20 protein-coding genes are annotated in these 21,800 nt (G+C 63.9%); 9 read left to right on the top strand and 11 right to left on the bottom strand.

What is annotated here, in order from left to right:
* Positions 1 to 36 precede the first annotated feature (36 nt).
* Genes IQ26_RS16185 through puuE form a run of 4 tightly spaced genes read right to left on the bottom strand, consistent with a single transcriptional unit; the run spans position 37 to position 3,449 of the window.
* The gene (locus IQ26_RS16185; protein WP_145718939.1) at positions 37 to 630 is read right to left on the bottom strand and encodes a nucleoside deaminase; all 594 of its coding nucleotides are present in this window, start codon (positions 628 to 630) and stop codon (positions 37 to 39) included.
* Positions 630 to 1,133, bottom strand: coding sequence for an ureidoglycolate lyase (locus tag IQ26_RS16180; RefSeq protein WP_145718937.1), 504 nt, complete (start codon positions 1,131 to 1,133; stop codon positions 630 to 632). Before IQ26_RS16180 ends, IQ26_RS16185 begins: the two co-directional genes overlap by 1 nt.
* Positions 1,130 to 1,993, bottom strand: a complete 864-nt coding sequence (locus IQ26_RS16175; protein WP_145718935.1) for a bifunctional allantoicase/(S)-ureidoglycine aminohydrolase — start codon at positions 1,991 to 1,993, stop codon at positions 1,130 to 1,132. Before IQ26_RS16175 ends, IQ26_RS16180 begins: the two co-directional genes overlap by 4 nt.
* A 31-nt stretch (positions 1,994 to 2,024) precedes the next feature.
* Positions 2,025 to 3,449 (bottom strand): allantoinase PuuE, encoded by a 1,425-nt coding sequence (gene puuE / locus IQ26_RS16170; protein WP_145718933.1) that lies wholly within the window; start codon positions 3,447 to 3,449, stop codon positions 2,025 to 2,027.
* A gap of 193 nt (positions 3,450 to 3,642) precedes the next feature.
* Here puuE and uraH point away from each other — a divergent pair, with 193 nt between their 5' ends.
* From uraH to IQ26_RS16145, 5 genes are all read left to right on the top strand, one after another.
* Positions 3,643 to 4,017: a hydroxyisourate hydrolase gene (gene uraH, locus IQ26_RS16165; RefSeq protein ID WP_145718931.1), complete on the top strand. Its 375-nt coding sequence runs from the start codon at positions 3,643 to 3,645 to the stop codon at positions 4,015 to 4,017.
* Positions 4,018 to 4,020: 3 nt separating this feature from the next.
* Positions 4,021 to 5,502, top strand: coding sequence for a xanthine dehydrogenase small subunit (gene xdhA / locus IQ26_RS16160; RefSeq protein ID WP_145718929.1), 1,482 nt, complete (start codon positions 4,021 to 4,023; stop codon positions 5,500 to 5,502).
* Entirely contained in the window at positions 5,502 to 7,850 is a 2,349-nt protein-coding gene (xdhB, locus tag IQ26_RS16155; RefSeq protein ID WP_145718927.1) for a xanthine dehydrogenase molybdopterin binding subunit, read from the top strand. Before xdhA ends, xdhB begins: the two co-directional genes overlap by 1 nt.
* A 62-nt stretch (positions 7,851 to 7,912) precedes the next feature.
* Positions 7,913 to 8,902 carry a xanthine dehydrogenase accessory protein XdhC gene (xdhC, locus tag IQ26_RS16150; RefSeq protein ID WP_145718925.1) on the top strand — a complete coding sequence of 330 codons (990 nt, stop codon included), beginning with the start codon at positions 7,913 to 7,915 and terminating at the stop codon, positions 8,900 to 8,902.
* A gap of 108 nt (positions 8,903 to 9,010) precedes the next feature.
* Positions 9,011 to 9,847, top strand: coding sequence for a PhzF family phenazine biosynthesis protein (locus IQ26_RS16145; RefSeq protein WP_145718923.1), 837 nt, complete (start codon positions 9,011 to 9,013; stop codon positions 9,845 to 9,847).
* Positions 9,848 to 9,853: 6 nt separating this feature from the next.
* On the opposite strand, the gene IQ26_RS16140 is transcribed toward IQ26_RS16145, so the two are convergent.
* Genes IQ26_RS16140 through IQ26_RS16130 form a run of 3 tightly spaced genes read right to left on the bottom strand, consistent with a single transcriptional unit; the run spans position 9,854 to position 13,076 of the window.
* Positions 9,854 to 11,119 carry an LLM class flavin-dependent oxidoreductase gene (locus IQ26_RS16140; RefSeq protein ID WP_145718920.1) on the bottom strand — a complete coding sequence of 422 codons (1,266 nt, stop codon included), beginning with the start codon at positions 11,117 to 11,119 and terminating at the stop codon, positions 9,854 to 9,856.
* Positions 11,116 to 12,120, bottom strand: a complete 1,005-nt coding sequence (locus tag IQ26_RS16135; protein WP_145718918.1) for an LLM class flavin-dependent oxidoreductase — start codon at positions 12,118 to 12,120, stop codon at positions 11,116 to 11,118. Before IQ26_RS16135 ends, IQ26_RS16140 begins: the two co-directional genes overlap by 4 nt.
* 35 nt (positions 12,121 to 12,155) lie before the next feature.
* Entirely contained in the window at positions 12,156 to 13,076 is a 921-nt protein-coding gene (locus tag IQ26_RS16130) for a LysR family transcriptional regulator (RefSeq protein WP_145718915.1), read from the bottom strand.
* Between the two features lie 140 nt (positions 13,077 to 13,216).
* On the opposite strand from IQ26_RS16130, the gene IQ26_RS16125 reads away from it, so the two are divergent.
* The 4 genes from IQ26_RS16125 to IQ26_RS16110 all read left to right on the top strand — a co-directional run bounded on the left by IQ26_RS16125 (position 13,217) and on the right by IQ26_RS16110 (position 17,591).
* The gene (locus IQ26_RS16125) at positions 13,217 to 14,434 is read left to right on the top strand and encodes a urate hydroxylase PuuD (RefSeq protein WP_145718913.1); all 1,218 of its coding nucleotides are present in this window, start codon (positions 13,217 to 13,219) and stop codon (positions 14,432 to 14,434) included.
* Positions 14,435 to 14,436: 2 nt separating this feature from the next.
* Entirely contained in the window at positions 14,437 to 15,750 is a 1,314-nt protein-coding gene (gene guaD / locus IQ26_RS16120; RefSeq protein ID WP_145718909.1) for a guanine deaminase, read from the top strand.
* 75 nt (positions 15,751 to 15,825) lie between these two features.
* Positions 15,826 to 16,329: a heme-degrading domain-containing protein gene (locus IQ26_RS16115; protein WP_145718907.1), complete on the top strand. Its 504-nt coding sequence runs from the start codon at positions 15,826 to 15,828 to the stop codon at positions 16,327 to 16,329.
* Positions 16,326 to 17,591 (top strand): glycerate kinase type-2 family protein, encoded by a 1,266-nt coding sequence (locus tag IQ26_RS16110; protein ID WP_145718905.1) that lies wholly within the window; start codon positions 16,326 to 16,328, stop codon positions 17,589 to 17,591. The genes IQ26_RS16115 and IQ26_RS16110 overlap by 4 nt, the downstream gene beginning before the upstream one ends.
* A 2-nt stretch (positions 17,592 to 17,593) precedes the next feature.
* Here the strand turns inward: IQ26_RS16110 and IQ26_RS16105 are convergent, their stop codons facing one another.
* From IQ26_RS16105 to IQ26_RS16090, 4 genes are all read right to left on the bottom strand, one after another.
* Positions 17,594 to 18,319: a UdgX family uracil-DNA binding protein gene (locus tag IQ26_RS16105; protein WP_276316428.1), complete on the bottom strand. Its 726-nt coding sequence runs from the start codon at positions 18,317 to 18,319 to the stop codon at positions 17,594 to 17,596.
* 85 nt (positions 18,320 to 18,404) lie between these two features.
* Positions 18,405 to 19,826 (bottom strand): glutamine synthetase family protein, encoded by a 1,422-nt coding sequence (locus tag IQ26_RS16100; protein WP_145718901.1) that lies wholly within the window; start codon positions 19,824 to 19,826, stop codon positions 18,405 to 18,407.
* A gap of 13 nt (positions 19,827 to 19,839) precedes the next feature.
* Positions 19,840 to 21,222: an aspartate aminotransferase family protein gene (locus tag IQ26_RS16095; protein ID WP_145718899.1), complete on the bottom strand. Its 1,383-nt coding sequence runs from the start codon at positions 21,220 to 21,222 to the stop codon at positions 19,840 to 19,842.
* 108 nt (positions 21,223 to 21,330) lie between these two features.
* On the bottom strand, positions 21,331 to 21,762 hold the full coding sequence (locus IQ26_RS16090) for a MarR family winged helix-turn-helix transcriptional regulator (protein ID WP_145718897.1): 432 nt from the start codon (positions 21,760 to 21,762) through the stop codon (positions 21,331 to 21,333).
* Between the last annotated feature and the right edge of the window lie 38 nt (positions 21,763 to 21,800).

Below are 21,800 nucleotides of genomic sequence, written 5' to 3'. Positions count from 1 at the left end.
GTGGGCCAGCCAACGAATTCGGCTGGTCAATCCGCGTCAACTCAGCGGAATGTCGTTTTCGGCCTTGTTCGCCTGATAGGCCCCGGACAGTTCGTCGTAGCGCGCGGAGATCTTGCCGATCCGCGTTTCCAGCCGCCGGCGCTCGGCCTCGGGCAAAGACCGCACCAGCCTGTGGATCGAAAAGCTCTTCCAATAGGCGTTCTCGGCATTGTAGCCGCCGGGATCGAGGGTGAAGACCTCTTTCAGGATCTTCAGGTCGTGCGGGATGGCGAAGCTGTCGCGCGAATCCTCGTGGCTGAACAGATAGTAGAAATTGTCGAAGCCGGTCCAGGTGATCGCCGACAGGCAAAGTGAGCAGGGTTCGTGCGTGGCGAGGAAGAGGGCGTCCTTGGAGTCGACGCGTTCGGCCTTCGGCATTTCGTAGAACCGCTTCAGGCAGTGTACCTCGCCATGCCAGAGCGGGTTCTCCGTCTCGTTGTTGGTTTCGGCGAGCACCAGCGAGCGGTCGTCTTTCCGCAGGATCGCCGCGCCGAACAGCTTGTTGCCGTGGGCAACGCCTTCAGCCGTTTTCGGCACGATGTCGTGCTCGATCACGTCGAGCAGGCGGTCGATCAGCGAAATATCGGCCATCATGCCATCCCGTCGGGGAGATAGATCTCGTAAGCGTGCGAGAGATGGCACTCTTCGAGATTGGAACCGTCACCACCGCGGTCGACGACGAGAAAATCCTGGGCCTCGCCGATCGGCGTCAGCACGCCGTGCCACAGATTGCGCGGATAGTTCACGCCTTGCCCGGGCGCGGTGATGAAGGCGTGCGGCTCGCCGGGACCTTCGTCGCCATCATGGCAAACGATGACCAGGAACGGTCGTGGCGACAGCGGGATGAAAGCCTGGCTGCCGAAGGGATGGCGCTCGACCATCGTCAGCTTCAGCGGGAAGGCGTAAGGCGTGCCGCGCACCATCGAGATCAGCACGCGCGCGTTCGGTCCCTGTGCCTCGGCGGTGGCGAGGTCGTGATAGCGCTCCGCCTTGCCGCCATTGATCGGATAGTGGTTGTCACCGCCGATATCGATGACGTCGCCGAACTCGGCGAAGCTCTCACGGGTCAGCGGCCGCGCGACGATGCGGCTCATGGCGCGCGTCCCGCGACGCCGGCGCCGCCGAGCTTGGCGTGCCGGTTGACGTCCTTGTAGAGCAGGTAGCGGAACTTTCCCGGACCGCCGGCATAGCAGGCCTGCGGACAGAAGGCGCGCAGCCACATATAGTCGCCGGCCTCGACCTCGACCCAGTCCTGGTTGAGGCGGTAGACCGCCTTGCCTTCCAGCACATAGAGGCCGTGCTCCATGACATGGGTCTCGGCGAAGGGGATGACCGCGCCCGGCTCGAGCGTGACGATGGTGACATGCATGTCGTGGCGCATGTCGGCCGGGTCGACGAAGCGCGTCGTCGCCCAGCGCCCATCGGTGCCGGGCATCGGGCTCGGAGCGATGTCCCATTCGTTGGCAAAGAAGGCTTGCGGAACGTCGATGCCTTCGACAGCATCGTAAGCCTTGCGGATCCAGTGGAAGCGAACGGCAGCACCGCTCTCGTTGCGAACGGTCCATCCGCTGGCCGGAGGCAGGAAAGCAAAACCGCCTGGAAGCAACATATGCATCTCGCCGGCAACCAAGACGGTCAGCTCGCCCTCGACCACGAACAAGGCGCCCTCTGCGCCGGCATCCGGTTCCGGCCGGTCGCTGCCACCGCCGGGCGCGATCTCGACGATGTATTGCGAAAACGTCTCGGCAAATCCCGACAGCGGGCGCGACAGCACCCAGACGCGGGTCTCATCCCAGAACGGCAAGGCGCTGGTGACGATGTCCTGCATCACGCCCCTGGGGATGACGGCATAGGCCTCGGTGAAGACGGCGCGGCCGGTCAGCAACTCGCTCTGGCCGGGGTGGCCGCCATGCGGCGCGTAGTAGGTTCGGTCGGCCATTTTGATCATATCCATAAAGTTAAAAGCCTATTGTGGAAGCCAAAGCCTATTGTGGAAGTAAATCCTTGAGGCGAAGCAGTGCGATGCGCTCGACCTGTTTGCAGGCGGTTTCGAATTCGACGCCGCGGCTGTTGCCGATACGCGCCTCGAACTCCGCCAGGATATCCTGCTTGGTCTTGCCTTTCACCGCGATGATGAAGGGGAAGCCGAAACCGGTGACGTAGGCGGCGTTGAGCTTGGAGAACAGCTCGCGCTCCTTGTCGGTCAGCGCGTCGAGCCCGGCGGAAGCCTGTTCCCTGGTCGATTCCGCCGTCAGCCTTTTGGCCTGGGCCAGTTTTCCGGCAAGGTCGGGATGGGCGTTGAGCACCGAGAGCCGCTCGGCCTCGCTGGCGCCGCGAAAGACACGGCACAGCGCATTGTGCAGGCCGCCGGCACTGTCATGCGCCGGGCCGAGTTCCAGCTCGTAGGCGCGCTCGGCGATCCACGGCGAATGCTCGAACACGCCGCCGAAAGCCCGGACGAAGGCCTCGAATTCCATTTTCGACGGGCGCAGCGAGGGCTGCCGGAACGGATGGACCTCTTGCCAGTGCCTTGCGATGTCGATGCGCCGCGCCAGCCAGACCTTGTCGTGCGATTTGACGTAATCGACAAAACGCTTGAGCGCCGCGGTCCGGCCCGGCCGGCCGACGAGGCGGCAGTGCAAGCCGATATTCATCATGCGCGGCCGCCCTGCCTTGCCCTCGGCATAGAGCGTGTCGAAACTGTCCTTCAAATAGGCGAAGAACTGGTCGCCCGAGTTGAAGCCTTGCGGCGTGGCGAAACGCATGTCGTTGGCATCGAGCGTGTAGGGGATGATGAGCTGCGGCTTCTGGTTGCCATCATGCTCGAACCAGTATGGCAATTCGTCATCATAGGTGTCCGATACATAGTCGAAGCCGCCCTCTTCCGCGGCCAGCCGCACGGTGTTGATCGACGTGCGGCCGGTGTACCAGCCGGTCGGCCGTGCCCCGGTCACCTCGTAGTGCAGCCGGATCGCCTCTTCCATATCGCGGCGCTCGTCCTCCGGCGCATGATCGCGATAGTCGATCCATTTCAGGCCATGCGAGGCAATTTCCCAGCCGGCCTCCTGCATCGCCGCAACCTGGTCGGGCGAACGCGCAAGCGCTGAGGCGACGCCATAGCAGGTGACCGGCACCTCAGCCTCGGTGAACAGGCGCAGCAATCGCCAGAAGCCGGCGCGGGCGCCATACTCGTAGATGGATTCCATGTTCCAATGGCGCTGGCCAGGCCAGGCCGCGGCGCCGACGATCTCGGACAGGAAGGCTTCCGAAGCCTTGTCGCCGTGCAGGATGCAGTTTTCGCCGCCCTCCTCGTAATTGACGACAAATTGCACCGCGACATGCGCCCCGCCTGGCCATTTCGGATCCGGCGGATTGGCGCCGTAGCCGCGCATGTCTCGTTCGTAACGCATCGTCGCTCCTGCCGGATGGTGTGATCAGGATAGTCGAAAGGGCCGCTCGCGCATTCCCCCGAAATTTTTGAAAGTGTTTTTGCAGCACTTCGCTCGACCGGGACTTATGCATCGCCTTTAATTGGCGCACAATTCGTCAAACATGTTCGACTGTACCGGGCATGTTCGACCGTACCGGGAATGGGAGCAGCCAGTGGCGGAAACGTCGAAAGCCGAAGGCGGACGTCTGACGACCCATGTCCTCGACACCGCGACCGGCAGGCCGGCGGCAGGCTTGTCGATCGAGCTTTACCGCCTCAACGGCGACATGCGGACGCATCTTAAGACGGCGATCACCAATGCCGACGGCCGCTGTGACACGCCGCTGCTGGCCGGCGCGGAATTCCGCACCGGTCAATACGAGCTGGTCTTCGCGGCCGGTGACTATCTGCGCCGACAGGGAACAAAGTTGCCGGAACCGGCCTTCCTCGACAGCGTGCCGATCCGCTTCGGCCTGGCCGAGCCAGTGCACTATCATGTGCCGCTGCTCGTTTCGCCCTACGGCTATTCAACTTACCGGGGGAGCTGAGACATGGCCAAGGTCAAGACCCGCAATGAGATCCGCTTCATCCTGAACGGTGAGGACATGGCGCTGACGACTGTCACGCCCGACGCGACGTTGCTCGATTGGCTCAGGCTCAACCGCTCGCTGCGTGGCACCAAGGAAGGTTGCGCCGAAGGCGATTGCGGCGCCTGCACCGTGCTGGTCGGAAGGCTCTCATCCGGCCGTCTGGTTTATGAAAGCGTCAACGCCTGCATCCGCTTCCTCGGCTCGCTCGACGGCACCCATGTCGTGACCGTCGAGCATCTGCGCGGCGAAGGGGGAAAGCTGCATCCGGTGCAGCAGGCGATGGTCGACTTCCACGGCTCGCAATGCGGCTTCTGCACGCCGGGCTTCGTCATGTCGCTTTATGCCCTGTGGATGCGGTCACCTGAACCTTCAGGTGCAGCCGTCGAAAAAGCGCTGCAGGGCAATCTCTGCCGCTGCACCGGCTACGAGGCAATCGCCCGTGCCGCACGCGCCATTTCCAGCTACGGCGAGGCCGCAAAGGATCCGCTGGCGGCGGAGCGCAAGACGATTGCGACGAAGCTCGCGGCCATGAAAGACGGCGCGCGCATCGAGATCGGCTCGGGCAAGCAGCGGCTGGTTGTGCCGGCCGATGCCGATGATCTGGCCAGCGTGTTCGACAAAGAGCCAGGTGCCACCATCGTTGCCGGTTCGACCGATGTAGGCCTGTGGGTGACCAAACATATGCGCGATATTGCGCCGGCGATTTTCATCGGCAATCTCGACGGGCTAAGTACGATTTCTGAAGACAACGGCATCATCTCGATCGGCGCTGGCGTCACCTATACCGAAGCCTTCTCGACGCTAGCCAAGCGCATCCCGGCGCTAGGGCCGCTGTTCGATCGGATCGGCGGCGACCAGGTGCGCAATATGGGCACGATCGGCGGCAACATCGCCAACGGCTCGCCGATCGGCGACACGCCGCCGCCGCTGATCGCACTCGGTGCGCGGTTGACGCTGCGCCGGGGCAACAGGCGGCGGGCGATCCCGCTCGAAGATTTCTTCATCGCCTATGGCAAGCAGGACCGGCAGCCGGGCGAATTCGTCGAGGCCGTGCATGTCCCGGTGCCGGGCAGAGACATCAAATTCGCCGTCTACAAGATCACCAAGCGCCGTGACGAGGACATCACCGCGGCACTTGGCGCGTTCCTGCTGACCCTGGCCAGGGATGGCACGGCGGCGGAGGTGCGCATAGCCTATGGCGGCATGGCGGCGACGCCGAAGCGGGCTTTCAGCGTGGAAAATGCGTTGCTTGGCAAGCCTTGGACGGAAGAGACGGTGCAGGTGGCGATGGCCGAGTACGCCAGGGATTTCACCCCGCTGACCGACATGCGCGCTTCGGCCGAATACCGGGCGCTGGCGGCGCGTAACCTGCTGCTGCGCTTCTTTGCCGAAACCAGTGGTACCAAGGCGCCGATCCAGATGTCGCGGCACGAGGCGGCTTGATGACCAAGCACGCTCCTAACCTCAAGGCGCAAAAAATTTCCGGCGGCGTTGCCACCGACCAGCGCCATGATTCCGCGCACAAGCATGTCCGCGGAACGGCCGTCTATATCGACGACATGCCGGAACCGGCAGGCACGCTGCATGGCTGCCTCGGGCTTTCGACGGCCACCCACGCCATGATCGCCAGCATGGACCTGTCGGCGGTGCGCGCAGCACCTGGTGTGGTCGACGTGCTGACGGCCAGCGACGTGCCGGGCGAAAACGATATTTCGCCGACCGGCCGCCACGACGAGCCGGTGCTGGCCGACGGCAAGGTGCAGTTCTTCGGCCAGCCGATCTTCTGCGTCATTGCCGAAACGCGCGAGCAGGCGCGCCGCGCCACAAGGCTGGCCAAGGTCGAATACATGGAATTGCCTTTCGTCACCGACATCGGCGAACTCGATCCCCGCAAGGACAAGCTGGTCACCCCGCCGCTGACTCTGAAGCGCGGCGATGCCGCGGCTGTGATCAAAGCGGCGCCGCGCCGCCTCAAAGGCCAGATGCGGGTCGGCGGCCAGGACCATTTCTATCTCGAAGGCCAGATCGCCATGGCCATTCCCGGCGAGGATCAGGACGTCACGATTTATTCCTCGACCCAGCATCCGAGCGAAGTCCAGCACATGGTCAGCCACGCACTGGGCGTGCCGAGCCATGCCGTCACGGTCGAAATCCGCCGTATGGGCGGCGGCTTCGGCGGCAAGGAAACACAGGGCAATCAGTTTGCCGCGCTCGCGGCGATAGCTGCCAAGAAGCACCATCGCGCCGTGAAGATCCGGCCGGACCGCGACGACGACATGATCGCCACCGGCAAGCGCCACGACTTCCTCGTCGACTACGAGGTCGGCTTCGACGACGACGGCAATATCCTCGGCGTCGATTTCATGTTCGCGGCGCGCTGCGGCTTCTCGGCGGACCTGTCCGGCCCGGTCACCGACCGCGCGCTGTTCCACTGCGACAACACCTATTTCTGGCCGGCGGTGCATGCGCAATCGGCGCCGCTCTACACAAACACCGTGTCGAACACCGCCTTCCGTGGCTTCGGCGGGCCGCAAGGTATGGTCGGCGCCGAACGCGTCATCGACGAAGTCGCCTTTGCCGTCGGCAAGGACCCGCTCGAAATCCGCAAGAAGAACTTTTATGGCACCTCAGACCGCAACATCACGCCCTATCACCAGACGGTCGAGGACAACATCATCCACCGCATCGTTGCCGAGCTGGAGGCGAGTTGCGACTATGCGAGGCGCCGCCGCGTCATAGAGGCCTTCAACGCCAACAGCCGCTTCATCAAGCGCGGGCTGGCGCTGACGCCGGTCAAGTTCGGCATCTCGTTCACCGCCACGCACTACAATCAGGCCGGCGCGCTGGTCCATGTCTATACCGACGGTTCGGTGCATCTGAACCATGGCGGCACCGAGATGGGGCAGGGCCTCTATGTCAAGGTGGCGCAGGTCGTGGCCGAAGAATTCCAGATCGACCTCGACCAGGTGAAGATCACCGCGACGACAACCGACAAGGTGCCGAACACCTCGGCCACCGCCGCATCTTCCGGCTCCGACCTCAACGGCATGGCGGCGCAGAATGCAGCCCGGCAGATCAAGGAGCGCCTGACCAATTTCGCCGCCGAAAAATACCAGGTGCCGCGCGACCAGGTGCTGTTCCTGCCAAACCGGGTGCGCATCGGTAACCAGGAGATCGCCTTCGCCGACCTCGTCAAGCAAGCTTATATGGCGCGCATCCAGCTTTCGGCGGCTGGCTTCTACAAGACGCCGAAAATCCACTGGAACAGGGATAAGGGCGAGGGTCATCCCTTCTACTATTTCGCCTATGGCGCGGCTTGCTCGGAAGTCTCGGTCGACACGTTGACCGGCGAATACATGGTGGAGCGCACCGATATCCTGCACGAGACCGGCCGCTCGCTGAATCGCGCCATCGATCTCGGCCAGGTCGAGGGTGGCTTCATCCAGGGCATGGGCTGGCTGACGACGGAGGAATTGTGGTGGGACGACAAGGGCCGGCTGCGCACCCATGCGCCTTCGACCTACAAGATCCCCTTGGCTTCCGACCGGCCGAAGATATTCAACGTGACGCTGGCCGACTGGCCCGAGGCACACGAGCCGACGGTGCACCGCTCCAAGGCGGTTGGCGAGCCGCCATTTCCGCTCGGCATGTCGGTGCTGCATGCGCTGTCGGATGCGGTGGCGAGCGTTGCGGACCATCGGATCTGCCCGCGCCTCGACGCGCCGGCGACGCCGGAGCGGGTGCTGATGGCGATCGAACGGCTGAAGGGCGAGGTCAGGGCGGGGGTCTGAGTCGGACGAAAACGTGCAAATCGGGCTGAAAAACTCTATATTTCCCTTCGGGAATGCGAAAAATGAACTCGAAAGTGCAAAGCCTGAAAGCCTTTCTCGCCGGCGCCGGCCGGGTCGCCCTGGTCGAGGTGGCCGGGACAAAAGGTTCGACCCCGCGCGAGAAGGGCGCATTCATGCTCGTCTCGGGCGCGGCGATTTTTGGCACGATCGGCGGCGGCCAGCTCGAATATATGGCGATCGACAAGGCGCGGCAGCTGCTCTTCTCCCCCCTTGAGGGGGAGATGGCCGCGAAGCGGCCAGAGGGGGTCGGTAGAGGGAGCACGAGACCTAAGAAAATGTCGAGCACTGCCGCGGCGACCCTACCCGGCGGCTTCGCCGCCCCCTCCTCAAGGGGGAGGGGTGTCAGCGCCACGCTCGACGTCCCGCTCGGACCCGAGATCGGCCAATGCTGCGGTGGCAGAGTCGAGGTATCGATACGGCCGGTTGACGCGGCCCTCGAGGCCGAACTCATTCGCAATGCGGAAGCCGAGGAAGCGCAGCTGCCGCATGTCTACGTCTTCGGCGGCGGCCATGTCGGCCAGGCGCTGGCGTCGGCGGTGGCCTTGCTGCCGGTGCACCTCATCGTCGTCGAGACGCGGGCCGAGGCGCTGGAGGGCATGCCCGACACGGTCGAAACCATCCTGACGCCGATGCCCGAGGCGATGGTGCGCCAGGCCCCTGCCGGAACCGCCTTCGTCATTCTTACCCACGATCACGCGTTGGATTTCCTGATCCTCGCCGAGGCTCTGAAACGCCGCGATACCGCGTATGTCGGCATGATCGGCTCGAAGACCAAAAAGGCGACGTTCAGCAACTGGTTCCTGAAGTCGGCGGGCGGCAGCGAAGCGGAATTCGCCCGCCTCGTCTCGCCGATCGGCGGCGATGCGGTCAAGGACAAGCGCCCGCAGGTGATCGCGGCACTTGCCGCCGCCGAGATCATGACGGCGCTGGTTGGTCGTGCAACTGCCTCAGCGGCTCCGCCCAAATCCCATGGCAAGGTGTTGGCCGGCTAACGCCGCTTGACGGTGTGAACAACGGTCACAGCTGCTCCTCGCTTTCTTCGTTTCTCAAATCACCCGGGAAGGTGTTTCCTGTTTGCCTTGCAACGGAAGGCGGGCCAGATGGACGTACTGAGAATCGCGGCTTTTTCGGATGGAGACACCGGCGGCAATCCTGCTGGGGTTGTCATAGGAGACGTCTTGCCCGATGTCGCCGAAATGCAAAGCGCCGCAGCGGAGGTCGGATTTTCGGAAACCGCCTTTGCCGCACCCGAGGGTGACGGCTGGCGGGTCCGCTATTTTTCACCGGAGTCCGAAGTTCCCTTCTGCGGGCACGCCACGATCGCCTTGGGCGCGGCACTGGTCCGGCAATTTGGCGATGGTGTTTTCGCATTGATCCTTAACCGAGCGAGAATAACCGTCGAGGGTTTCCGTGACGGCGCTAACATTGCCGCCGCGTTGCAGTCTCCGTCGACGCATAGCAAACCTGCTCCGCAAAAGCTCATCGCAGAGGCGCTGGCGCTGTTCGGCTATTCGGCTGGCGATCTCGATGCGGCCATTCCGCCGGCGTTGATCCATGGCGGCGCTGACCACCTTGTGCTGGCGCTGAATTCGCGCAACGCACTGGCTGCCATGACCTATGATCTGAAAATCGGCCAGGCGCTGATGCGGCGCGAGCACCTGGTCACGATCCTGCTCGCCTATGCCGAAACGCCGCGCCTGTTCCACACCCGCAATCCGTTTGCATCCGGCGGCGTCTATGAAGATCCGGCAACAGGGGCTTCCACGGCAGCCTTCGCGGGCTATTTGCGCGACCTTGGCTGGCCGCATGGCGGCGCTATCGATGTCGTCCAAGGTGAGGACATGGGCATGCGTTCGCGCCTGCATGCCGACATTGCGCCTGCAGCGGGCAGCTCGATCAGAGTGTCCGGAACCGCCCGAATGATGGACGCCGGCTGAGGCGCGTCATGCCGGTCGTTTCAAGCCGAGATGATGGCGCAGCGTGCGGCCTTCATACTCCTTCCGAAACAGTCCGCGCCGCTGTAATTCCGGCACGACGAGCGCGGCGAAGGTATAGAGTTCGCCAGGAAAATAAGATGGCATGACGTTGAAGCCGTCTGCCGCACCGCCCTCGAACCGCGCTTCGAGTTCGTCGGCGATCTGCGCCGGCGTACCGACGACGCGCCAGTGGCCGCGAGCGCCGGCGAAGTGACGCGCAAGCTGCCGGATCGAGAGGTTGTCCCGGCGCGATTGCTCGATGACGAGCGCCTGCCGGCTCTGCATGCCTTCGCTGGCCGGCAGCTCCGGCAGCGGCCCATCGATGGGATAGCGCCACAGATCGGAAATGCTGAGATAGCTGGACAGCAGCGCCACGCCGACATCATCGGGGATCAGCTCCTGCAGCTCCTCATATTTCTCGCGGGCTTCCGATTCCGTTTCGGCCGCCACGGGCGCGACGCCGGGCATGATCTTGATGTCGTCCGGTTCGCGCCCGTAGGCCGGCAGGCGTCGCTTGAGATCGTCGTAGAAAGCTTTCGCCTCCTCGAAAGTCTGCGCCGCCGTGAACACGACGTCAGCGGTCCGGGCGGCAAGATCCCTGCCCTCGTCCGATGCTCCGGCCTGAACCATCACTGGTGCGCCCTGAGGCGAGCGCTGCAGATCGAGTGGGTCCCGCACCGAAAAGCTTCTGCCGTCGTGGCCAGGTCCGGAAACCCCGTCGAGCTTGCCTCGCCAAAGCGCGGTAACCACGGCAGCGAATTCACGCGCGCGTTCATAACGGTCGGCATGCGGACGCAGGCCGGTCGAGCCGAAATTGGCGGCTTCGATGGGACTGGCGGAGGTGACCAGGTTCCAGCCGGCTCGCCCGCCGCTCAGATGATCGAGCGACAAGAAGGTTCGCGCCAGCCCGTAAGGCTCGTTGTAGCTCGTCGATGCCGTGGAGACGAGGCCGATGCGGCTAGTCTGGACCGCGAGCGCCGCCAGCAGGCTGATGGGTTCGAAGCCGATCGAGCGGGACGTCTGGCTGGCGATATTGACATTGGCTTCGCGCACGCCGGCTGCATCCTCGCAGAAAATCATATCGAACTTCGCAGCTTCCGCCGTCCGCGCCAGCTGGATGTAATGATCGATGTCGACGCCCGCCGTGACATGCGCCTGTGGATGGCGCCAGGCGGCGATGTGATGGCCTGTCGCCCACAAAAACGCGCCGAGCTTCATCTGACGGCCGCTCATCGTCCCTCCTCCCCGGCCAGTCCGAGATGGGAGCGCAGCGCGGCGTTGCGATAATCCGGGTGAACAAGGCCGCGTCGGCGAAGCTTCGGCAGCACGAGGTCGACGAAATCGTCGAGCACAGACTCGAGCGGCGGCATGAGTATGTTGAAGCCGTCGCAGCAATTCGATCGGAAGGACTCTTCAAGCCTGTCCGCGATCACGTCCGGCCTGGCGGCCATTTCAGCCCCCGGCGCGACGTTCATCAGCACCTTTATCGCGCCCGGGTTGCGCCCGAACGCAACCGCGTGGCGCTTCAGATCGTCAGCCTTCGCGCCTGCGACCAACGGCTCGTCCAGCAGGATGACATCGGCGACGCGGGCGCCGATGTCCATGTCGGGTCCCGACAGGCCCGATAGGACGAGCACGGGCGTATCCTGCGGCGACCGCGCCACGTTCAGCGGCCCACGCACGGAGAAGAACTCGCCCTTGTGGTCGAGCAGGTGCATCTTTTCGGGATCGAAGAAGCGGCCGCCGTGTTGGTCGAACAGCAGGGCATCCGCATCCCAGCCTCGCCACAGGCCTTGCACGATGCCGATGAATTCCTCCGCGCGTCGGCGAAAATCGTCGCGGGAAAAGCCTTCCTGCCGGCTAAAATTGGCCGCCTCGGGCGGATCCGGGACCATGGTCGCGTGCCAGCCGGCACGGCCATGGCTGATGACATCGAGCGATGCGAAACGGCGCGCGAGATTGTAAGGCAGGTGGGCGACCGTCGACGCCGCGGCGACGAGACCGATCTTGCTGGTCACCGTCGCCAGCGCCGCCAGCAGGGTCGTCGATTCGAAGGGTACCTGGCTGTTTGATGGGCCGCCAGCAACCGGTGCTGAATCGGCAAGCAGCACCATGTCCAGCCCGGCCGCTTCGGCCTTTTGCACGAACCGAGCCAGAAGAGTGAAATCCGGACCGGCCGATGCTCGCACATCGGAAGGAGCCTCGCCCGGGCGTAACGAAACGGCTAGTTTCATTGCGGCACCGTTGCCTCGATCGTTCGAGCCACGCATCATTTGCCCGCCAGAATATCCTTGATCAGCCGCTGGCAACGCTCGGCCATGAAGTCGAGCAGCAGCCGCACCTTCGGGTCCTGCAGCTTCTTGTGCGGGTAGACGGCGGCGAACTGCACCGGCGTCGGCGGCGTGTCGGGCAGGATCACCTTCAGCCGCTGGTCGCGGATGAACGGCTCGACCTCGAAGCGTGGCTTGTTGATGATGCCGCGGCCCGACAGCGCCCAGCCGGTCAGCACGTCGCCGTCGTCCGTGTCATAGGGTCCGTGCACCTCGAATTTCCGCGGGCCGTCGGCTGTCTGCAGCGTCCAGACGTATTCGCGCGCGCCGGCATAGCGCAGCATCAGGCAGTCGTGCTTCTTGCCGATCAGTTCCTGTGGTTCGCTCGGTTCGCCGCGCGCCTCCAGATATTTCGGCGCCGCCACCAGCACCCGTTCGCACTCCATGATGCCGCGCATTCTGAGGCTAGAATCCTCGATGATGCCCAGCCGGAAGGCAACGTCGATGCCTTCCTTCATGATGTCGACATTGTGGTCCGAAAGCCTCAGCCGCACCTCGATATCAGGGTATTTGTCGTGGAAATCGGGGATGCCCGACGCCACCAGCCGGCGGCCGAGGCCGAGCGGGGCCGTCACCCTTATCGTGCCGCGCGGCTGGCCGGACAGTGCCGACACTGCGGCTTCCGCCTCGGTGACCGCCTCAAGCACCTGCTTGGCGCCGGAATAGAACACGGTGCCGTGCTCGGTCGGCATCAATTGCCGCGTCGTGCGGTTGAACAGCCGGACACCGAGGTGTTTCTCGAGCTCCTTGATGCGATTGGAGGCGACCGCCGGCGAGATGCGCATGTCGCGGCCAGCCGCCGACAGATTGCCGAGCTCGACGACACGAACGAAAACGGCGATGTTGTCGAGATAGGCCATGCGTATTTCGTGGCTCTCATGCGGCTGCGTATGAAGAGCCTAGTATTTTCCATTTTTTTTTGAAAGTCATCGTGCAGCTCGGCCCTTTCCGTTTGCGTCCCAGTCCGTAAAGTCACCCAATCGGCAGGGACGACCTTTCAATGATGGATTTCGCGATTTTCTGGGACTGGCTGAGTTTCGCTGTGCGCTGGCTGCATGTCGTCACCGGCATCGCCTGGATCGGCTCATCTTTCTATTTCGTCGCGCTCGATCTCGGCCTGCGCCAGCGCCCGGGAATGCCCGCCGGCGCCTTCGGCGAGGAATGGCAGGTGCATGGCGGCGGCTTCTACCACATCCAGAAATATCTGGTGGCGCCGGCCGAAATGCCCGAGCATCTGACCTGGTTCAAATGGGAATCCTACGCCACCTGGCTGTCGGGCTTCGCCATGCTGTGCGTGGTTTACTACGCCGGCGCCGATCTGTTCCTGATCGACCCCAATGTGCTGCCAATGTCGGTGCCGGTGGGCATCCTGCTGTCGCTGGCCACGATCGGCGTCGGCTGGGTGGTCTACGATCTCCTGTGCCGCTCGCCGCTCGGAAAAAGCGATCCCGGCCTGATGCTGGTGCTCTACGGCGTGCTGGTGTTCATCGCCTGGGGGCTCCCCCATCTGTTCACCGGCCGCGCCGCCTTCCTGCATCTGGGCGCCATCACCGCAACGATCATGTCGGCCAATGTCTTCATGGTCATCATCCCCAACCAGAAGATCGTCGTCGCCGACCTGATCGCCGGCAGGAAGCCCGACCCGAAATACGGCAAGATCGCCAAGCAGCGCTCGCTGCACAACAACTATCTGACGCTGCCCGTTCTGTTCCTGATGCTGTCGAACCACTATCCGCTGGCGTTTGCTACCCAGTTCAGCTGGGTGATCGCCTCGCTGGTGTTCATCATCGGCGTGCTGATCCGGCACTATTTCAACACCGTTCATGCGCGTAAGGGCAATCCCACCTGGGCCTGGCTGGCCGCCGGCGTCCTGTTCGTCGTAATCATCTGGCTGTCGACCGTGCCCAAGATACTGACCGGGGAGGTCAAGGCCTCATCGTCTGCACAGGTCTATGTCGCCTCGGCGCATTTTCCCGCGGTGCGCGACACGGTGCTTGGCCGTTGCTCGATGTGCCATGCGCAGGAGCCGTCCTACGAGGGCATCTATCACGCGCCGAAAGGTGTGATGCTCGACACGGACGCTGGTATCGCCGAGCAAGCCCGCGAGATCTACCTGCAGGCCGGCCGCAGCCACGCCATGCCGCCTGCCAACGTCACGGAGATTACCGACAAGGAGCGGGCGCTGCTGGTGGCATGGTTCGAGGAGGCGGGAAAATAAGCATGACCAGCACACTCTTGCGCGGCCGCACGCTGTCCTTCCTGCGCTGGCCCGAAAGCATCGACGATCATGCCGCCTGGCGTTACGAGGACGATGGCGGCCTGCTGCTCCGCGATGGTAGGATCGTTGCATCAGGCGCCTATGCCGATGTCGAGGGAAAGGCTGATGAAGGCGCGAAAAAGATCGACCACCGCCCGCATCTGCTGCTGCCGGGCTTCATCGATGCCCATGCGCATTTCCCGCAGATGCAGGTGATCGCGTCCTATGGCGCGGAACTGCTCGACTGGTTGAACACCTACACCTTCCCGGAGGAAACAAAATTCCACAACGCGCAGCATGGCCGCCGCATCGCCAGGCTGTTCCTCGACGAGGTTGTGCGCCACGGCACGACGACGGTCGCCGCCTATTGCTCTGTCCACAAGGAGTCTGCCGAAGCGTTTTTCGCCGAATCGGATGACCGCAACATGCTCAACATCGCCGGCAAGGTGATGATGGACCGTAACGCACCGGAGGGCGTGCTCGACACGCCGCAATCGGCCTATGACGACAGCAAGGCGCTGATTAGGGAGTGGCACGGCAAGGGGCGCCAGCACTATGCCATCACGCCGCGATTCGCCATCACCTCGTCACCTGAGCAGTTGGAGATGGCGCGCGCGCTCTGCCGCGAGTATCCTGATCTGCACATGCAGACGCATCTGTCGGAAAACCACGCCGAGATCGCCTTTACGCTGCAACTCTACCCGCAGGCACGCGACTATACCGACGTCTACGAGCACTATGGGCTGCTGGGACGCAAAAGCCTGTTCGGCCACTGCATCCATCTGTCGGACCGCGAGGCGAATGCGCTGTCGGATACGGGCTCGGTGGCGGTGTTCTGCCCGACCTCGAACCTGTTCCTCGGTTCGGGCCTGTTCAATTTTCAGCGCTACCGCACGCGTGACAAAGCCCTCCGGATCGCGGCCGCTACCGATGTCGGCGGCGGCACCAATTACTCGATGCTGAGGACCATGGATGAGGGCTACAAGGTGATCGCGCTGAACGGCGAGAAGCTGAACCCGTTCCAGTCCTTCTGGCAGCTCACCCGCGGAAATGCCGAGGCGCTGTCGGTCGTGGAAAAGATCGGCACGCTGGACGAGGGCAGCGATGCCGACATCGTCGTGCTCGACGCCCGCGCCACGCCAGCGATGCGGCTCAGGATGGAGACAGCCGACACGCTGGCGGAGGAGTTGTTTCTGCTGCAGACGCTCGGCGACGACCGCGCCGTGCGAGAGGTCTATGTCGCCGGGCGGGCGGCCAAGACGGATATGGCGGTTTAGTTCTCCCACAGGTTCCGGCTTGACCGGGCGGCAGCCATGAGTCAAAGCCTGCGGCGAAGTTGACAGGGGAACGACATGGCTGTTGCGGATGATATCGCTCTGATCAGGAAACAGGAAGCCACGCTGGTCTTCCCGGCCTTCGACGAGGCTGTCGCGTTCAAGATCGGCTCAGCGATCCGCGACCGGGCTCTGAAGGAAAACCTGCCGATCATCGTCGATATCAGGACCTTCGACCGGCCGCTGTTCTACGCTGCGATGCCGGGCTCCAACGCCTCCAACCCGGACTGGGCGCGGCGCAAGATCAATGTGGTGCGGCGGTTCTTGAAAAGCACCTATCGCATGGTGCTGGAGCAGCAGCGCCCCGACCGCAGCTTCAAGCCGGGCGAGGGGCTCGACATATCAGATTATGTGCTCGCCGGCGGCGGTTTTCCGGTAACGGTCAAGGGCGCCGGTGTGATCGGCGTGATCGCGGTTTCCGGCCTGCCGGAGCGCGAGGATCACGGCGTCGTCGTCGATGCGCTTTGTGAGCATCTGGGTGTCGACGGGCGCGAACTTGCATTGCCGCCGGAAGCAAAATGACAGAGATAGATCCCAAACCCTTCCTCATCTCGATCTTCAATGCCGCCGTCGCCGCTGCCGATCCGGAAAGGACGATCAGGGATCATTTGCCGGCAAAGCCAAAGGGACGCACCGTCGTCATCGGCGCCGGCAAGGGCTCGGCGCAGATGGCGGCGGCTTTCGAGAAGGTGTGGGACGGGCCGATCGAAGGGCTGGTCGTCACCCGCTACGGCTATGGCGCGAAGTGCGAGCGCATCGAGATCATCGAGGCGGCGCATCCGGTTCCGGACGCAGCAGGTCTCGAAGCCTCGCGCCGACTGCTGGCGAAGGTCCGGGGGCTGACCGCGGACGATCTGGTCGTGGCGTTCATCTCCGGCGGTGGCTCGGCGCTGCTGCCGTCGCCTGCCGATGGCCTGACGCTGGCCGACGAGATCGCCGTAAACGAGGCGCTGCTTGCCTCCGGCGCGCCGATCGCCACTATGAACACCGTTCGCAAGCATGTTTCCACGATCAAGGGCGGCAGGCTGGCCGCAGCCGCCTATCCCGCCAAGGTGGTCTCCCTGGTTGTATCAGACATTCCGGGCGACAATCCCGCGCTGGTTGCCTCCGGTCCGACCGTTTCCGATTCGGGCAGTCGCCAAGACGCGCTGGCGTCGATCGCCGCCTATGGCATGGAACTGCCGGCCCCGGTGATGGCGCATATCAATTCGTCGGCCGCAGATGCGCCGCGCGCCGACGATCCGCGTTTTTCGCGCAACGAGGTGCATCTGATCGCCTCGGCCGGCGTATCGCTTGAAGCCGCTGCAGCCGAAGCTAGGCGCCATGGCATCGAGGCGGTTATCCTCTCCGATTCCATCGAGGGCGAAGCACGCGAGGTCGGCGGTGTCCACGCCGCGATCGCCCGCGAAGTGGCCGCGCGCAACCGGCCTTTCCCAAAGCCGGTGCTGATCCTGTCGGGCGGCGAGACCACGGTGACCTTGCGGGCAAAAGGCAAGGGCGGCCGCAATTCGGAATTCCTGCTTGCCTTCGCCATCGGGATCAGCGGCGCGCAAGGCATCCATGCGCTGGCCGCCGACACCGACGGCATCGACGGTTCGCAAGACAATGCCGGCGCCTTTGCCGATGGTTCGACGGTTTCGCGGATGCGGGCGGCAGGCGTCGATGCCAAGGCGATGCTTGCCGGCAACAATGCCTGGACGGCGTTCAATGCCGTCGGAGACCTTTTCGTGCCCGGCCCGACCGGAACGAATGTCAATGATTTGAGAGCGATCCTGATCAGATAGGTTCAGGCCGCCATCAGCGTCTTCACCGCCTTCATGTCCTGCAGGAACCGCTCGCGTTCGGCCTGCTTGTCCGCCGGCTCGCGAATGCGCAGGATGAAGGACGGGTGGATGGTAACGAACACACGCAGTCCATCGTCCCGCTCCACGACCTGGCCGCGCATCTTCATGATCGGCACCACCTTGCCGAGCAGCGACTGCGCCGCCCTTGCGCCGAGCGCCACTGCCAGGTTGGGCTTGATCAGGTCGAACTCCTTGTCGAGCCACCAGCGGCAGGCCCGCACCTCGCCGGCATTCGGCTTTGAGTGGATGCGCCGCTTGCCGCGCGGCTCGAACTTGAAATGCTTGACCGCGTTGGTGACATAGACTTTCAGCCGGTCGACGCCGGCATCGTCAAGGATGGCGTCGAAAACCTTGCCGGCCGGACCGACGAAAGGCTTGCCCACCAGATCCTCTTGGTCGCCTGGCTGTTCACCGACGAAGATCACCTTGGCCCTATCGGGCCCTTCGCCGAACACGGTTTGCGTCGCGTTGCGCCACAGCGGACAGCGGCGGCAGGCTTTCGCCACGTCGCTGAGTTCGGGAATGGTGCTTGCGTCGTCACCTTCCGCCGTCTCAGGCGATTCACGCTTGGGCCAGCGTCTTGCCTGCACCTTGGCGCGGTGTGACGCGGGATTTGTCGACATCCTGGCGATCATGGCTGATGCGGCCTTGTCCGCTGCTGCGATCAGATGCGCAATGAGCGAAGCCCCGGAAAGGTTCCTTCAAATAGCCGCGGACCAGGCTTTCCGGGAGAATGGCGGCGGGGCGATGCCTTCACACCTCATGCAGATAGAGGTGGTAATCCAACTCGCCAACCGTGCGCGCCACCCGAAGATATTCGGATTGCTTGATCGCCACGAATGTCCGGTGCAGGTCTTCGCCCAGCGCTTCTTTGAGGAATGTCGAGGCCCTTGCCGCCTCTATCGCGGCGCGCCAATCCACCGGCATCGTCGTGCGCGTGATTGCCGATTCGTAGCCGTTGCCGGTGGTCTCAGGCCCAGGGTCGAGACCGTCGTCGAGGCCTCTGGTGATGCCGGCCAGCACCGTTGCAGCGACCAGATAGGGGTTGGCGTCGACGCCCGACGGCCGGTGCTCGATGCGCCGGTTTTTCGCATCGCCCGCCGGCACGCGCAGCGCCACCGAGCGGTTGTTGACGCCCCAGGTCGGCGCCACAGGCGCATAGGATTGCGAGACGAAGCGCCGCCACGAATTGGCATGCGGGGCAAACACCAGCATCGATTCCGCCATGGTCTGGATGAGGCCACCGAGACCGCGCAGCAACGGCAAGGACCAGGTCTCGCCGCTGGCCTCGGTGAAGACGTTCTTGCCGGCATCGTCCAGCAACGAGACATGGAAATGCATGCCGGAGCCGGCATATTTCTCGATCGGCTTGGCCATGAAGCAGGCGGTGACGCCATGGCGGCGCGCCTGCGCCCGCACCAGCCGCTTCAGCATGACGAGATCGTCGGCCGCCCGCATCACATCCTTGCGGTAGTTCAGCGTCAGTTCGTATTGGCCGGGCGCATATTCGGAAATGACCGTCTCGGCGGGGATGCCTTGCAGCCTGGCCGCGGCATAGATGTCGGAAAACAGCGGCTCCATGCCATGCAGATGGTCGACGGAATAGACCTCGGTCTTGGCCGAGCGGCGGCCGTCGAGCACGGCATTGGCCGGCTGCACCTTGCCATCTGCGTCGCGCTCGTTGGCGAGAAGAAAGAATTCGAGTTCGAAGGCGCCGGCCGGGTGCAGGCCTTTCGCGGCCAGGATGTCGACTTGCCTCGCCAGCGCCAGCCGCGGATCGGAAGACATCGCCTGACCGTCGAGATGGTACATCGCCATCAGCACCTGGCCGCGCGGCGGCTGCGTGCCGAACAGCGGCACCAGCGTACCGGGGATCGGCCATGCCCGCAGGTCGCCGTCGCCGGTCGTCCAGATCAGCCCGGTCTCATGCACGTCCTCGCCGGTGATGTCGAGGCCAAGGATCGAGATCGGCATATGCCGGCCGTTCTCGAAGATGCTCATCAATTCGTGCCGGCGCACGATCTTGCCGCGCCCGACGCCGTTGGCGTCGGTCAGCACGACATCGAAGGCCTCGATCTCGGGATGGGCGTCGAGAAAGGCTTGCGCCTCGGCGGGCGTCGAGCCGGAAGGGAAGGTGATGATGGCGTTCAAAGTGTGCTTGGGCGCTTCTCTCATGCGCAAGCTTGTCTCATGCCGCGAGCCTTGCCGCAACCGCGCCGAAGGCGGTGATCAGGCGGTTGACCTGGGCCGCACGGGTCGCCGGCGAGATCAGCATCATGTTGTGGAAGGGGGCGATCAGCACGCCACGATTGACCAGCGCGACATGGATCGTCGCTTCGAGCTCCGGCGCATGCGCTGCCTCCGCCTCGCCGCCATTCCTCAGCGGGCCGGGCGCGCAGATGAACTCGACGCGCGCGCCGACCCGGGCAACATGCCAGGGCAGGCGGCAGCGGTCGATGACGGCGGTCAGCCCCGCGTCGAGCCGTCGCGCCAGATGATCCATTCGCACATAGTTCTCATCGGTCATCACCTCTTCGAGCGTGGCGCGCATCGCCGCGAACTGCAGCGGATTGGCCGACAGCGTCGTGCCCATGCCGGAATAGCCGGGCTCTTTGCAGCTGTTGTAGGCGGCATAGCGCATGGCGGTGTCTTCGCTCATGCCCCAGACGCTGGCCGGCACACCGCCGGCAATCGGCTTGCCGAGCACGAACAGGTCCGGCTCCAACCCGTATGTCTTCGTATAGCCGCCGGGGCCGGTCGAGATCGTATGCGTCTCGTCGATCAGAAGCAGGGTGCCGGCCGCGCGGGTAAGGCCGCGCAGCGTGTCGTGGAAGCCAGGGTCAGGCAGCACCATGCAAGAATTGGTCAGCACCGGCTCGGTGATGACACAGGCGACATCCCTGTCTCGTAGTGCCGCCTCGAGCGCCGGCAGGTCATTGAATTCGACGATCTTGGTTGCCTGCGTCAGGTCGCGGAATTCGCCGGCCAGTCCCAACCGGTTGGCCGGTCTGCCATCGACGAGCCGCACCATCGTCTCGTCGACCGAGCCGTGATAGCAGCCGTTGAAGACCAGGATCTTTTCCCGGCCGGTGATGGCGCGGGCGACGCGCAGCGCAAAGCGGTTTGCATCGGTCGCCGTCGTCGCGATCTGCCAATATGGCAGGCCGAAGCGCTGTTGCAGCAGCGGGCCGATGGCAAGCGCATCTTCGGAAGGCAGCATATAGGTCAGCCCGCGTCCGGCCTGCCTGCGGATGGCGCGGGCGACCGGCGGCGGCGAGTGGCCGAACATCGAGCCGGTATCGCCCAGGCAGAAATCGTCGAGCCGGTTGCCATCGATGTCGGCGATGGTGGCGCCCTTTGCGCTGTCGACCAGGATCGGAAAGGGCGTCGGCCAGTCGTTCATCCAGTGCATCGGCACGCCGCCGAAGAAGCCGGGCAGACCATTGCCGACCTTGGCCGCCGACTTCGGCCGCGCCCTGCGGAAGATTGCGGCCTCGCTCTCGCGCAAGTCGGCGATGCGGGCAGTGCTGATGCCACCGATGGACGTCTTTGAATGGTCGATTGTATGCATGAAGGCCCCTCTCGTGCTCACTCTAGCCAATCGGCATCCGGAACCGCAATTGGCCGCGCGGCTGCCCTGCATTGGTTCAGCGGCTCATGGTGTTTCGATCGGGGCAGGTCAGTCCGCCTGCATCGAGGCGATGGCGCGCCGCATCAGGTCAAGAAACACCAGCCGTTCATCCTCACTGAAACCGGCCAGCGCAGTCTCGTTTTGTGACCGCGCCGCCTGTGTCGCCGGTTCGCGCAGGGCGATCGCTTTCGGGGTGAGATGAATCGACTGGGAGCGCCCGTCTTCGGGATGCAAGCGCCTTTCGATCAGCCCGTCCCGCTCCATGCGGATCAGCGTGTTGGCCATGGTCGCCTGTTCCACGTTGAGCCGCTGCACGAGTTCGCGCTGCGTCAGGCCGTCTTCCTCCCACAAAGCTAGCAGCGTCATGAACTGGGCCGGCGCCAGTCCAAGTGGCCGGATGCGCTGTTGCAGCCCGTTGGCGAACAGCCGCGCCATGTGGTTTGCCAGGAATCCGGCGGACCGTTCCTTCTGAAATTTCATGGCCTCAAAATAACAGTTGAATAGCATGCTATGCAACG

The organism is Mesorhizobium tianshanense (assembly GCF_007830515.1).
GTDB classification, from domain to species: domain Bacteria; phylum Pseudomonadota; class Alphaproteobacteria; order Rhizobiales; family Rhizobiaceae; genus Mesorhizobium; species Mesorhizobium tianshanense.
Note: the sequence above shows the minus strand (reverse complement) of the source record. Positions and strands in the feature narration are given on the sequence as shown.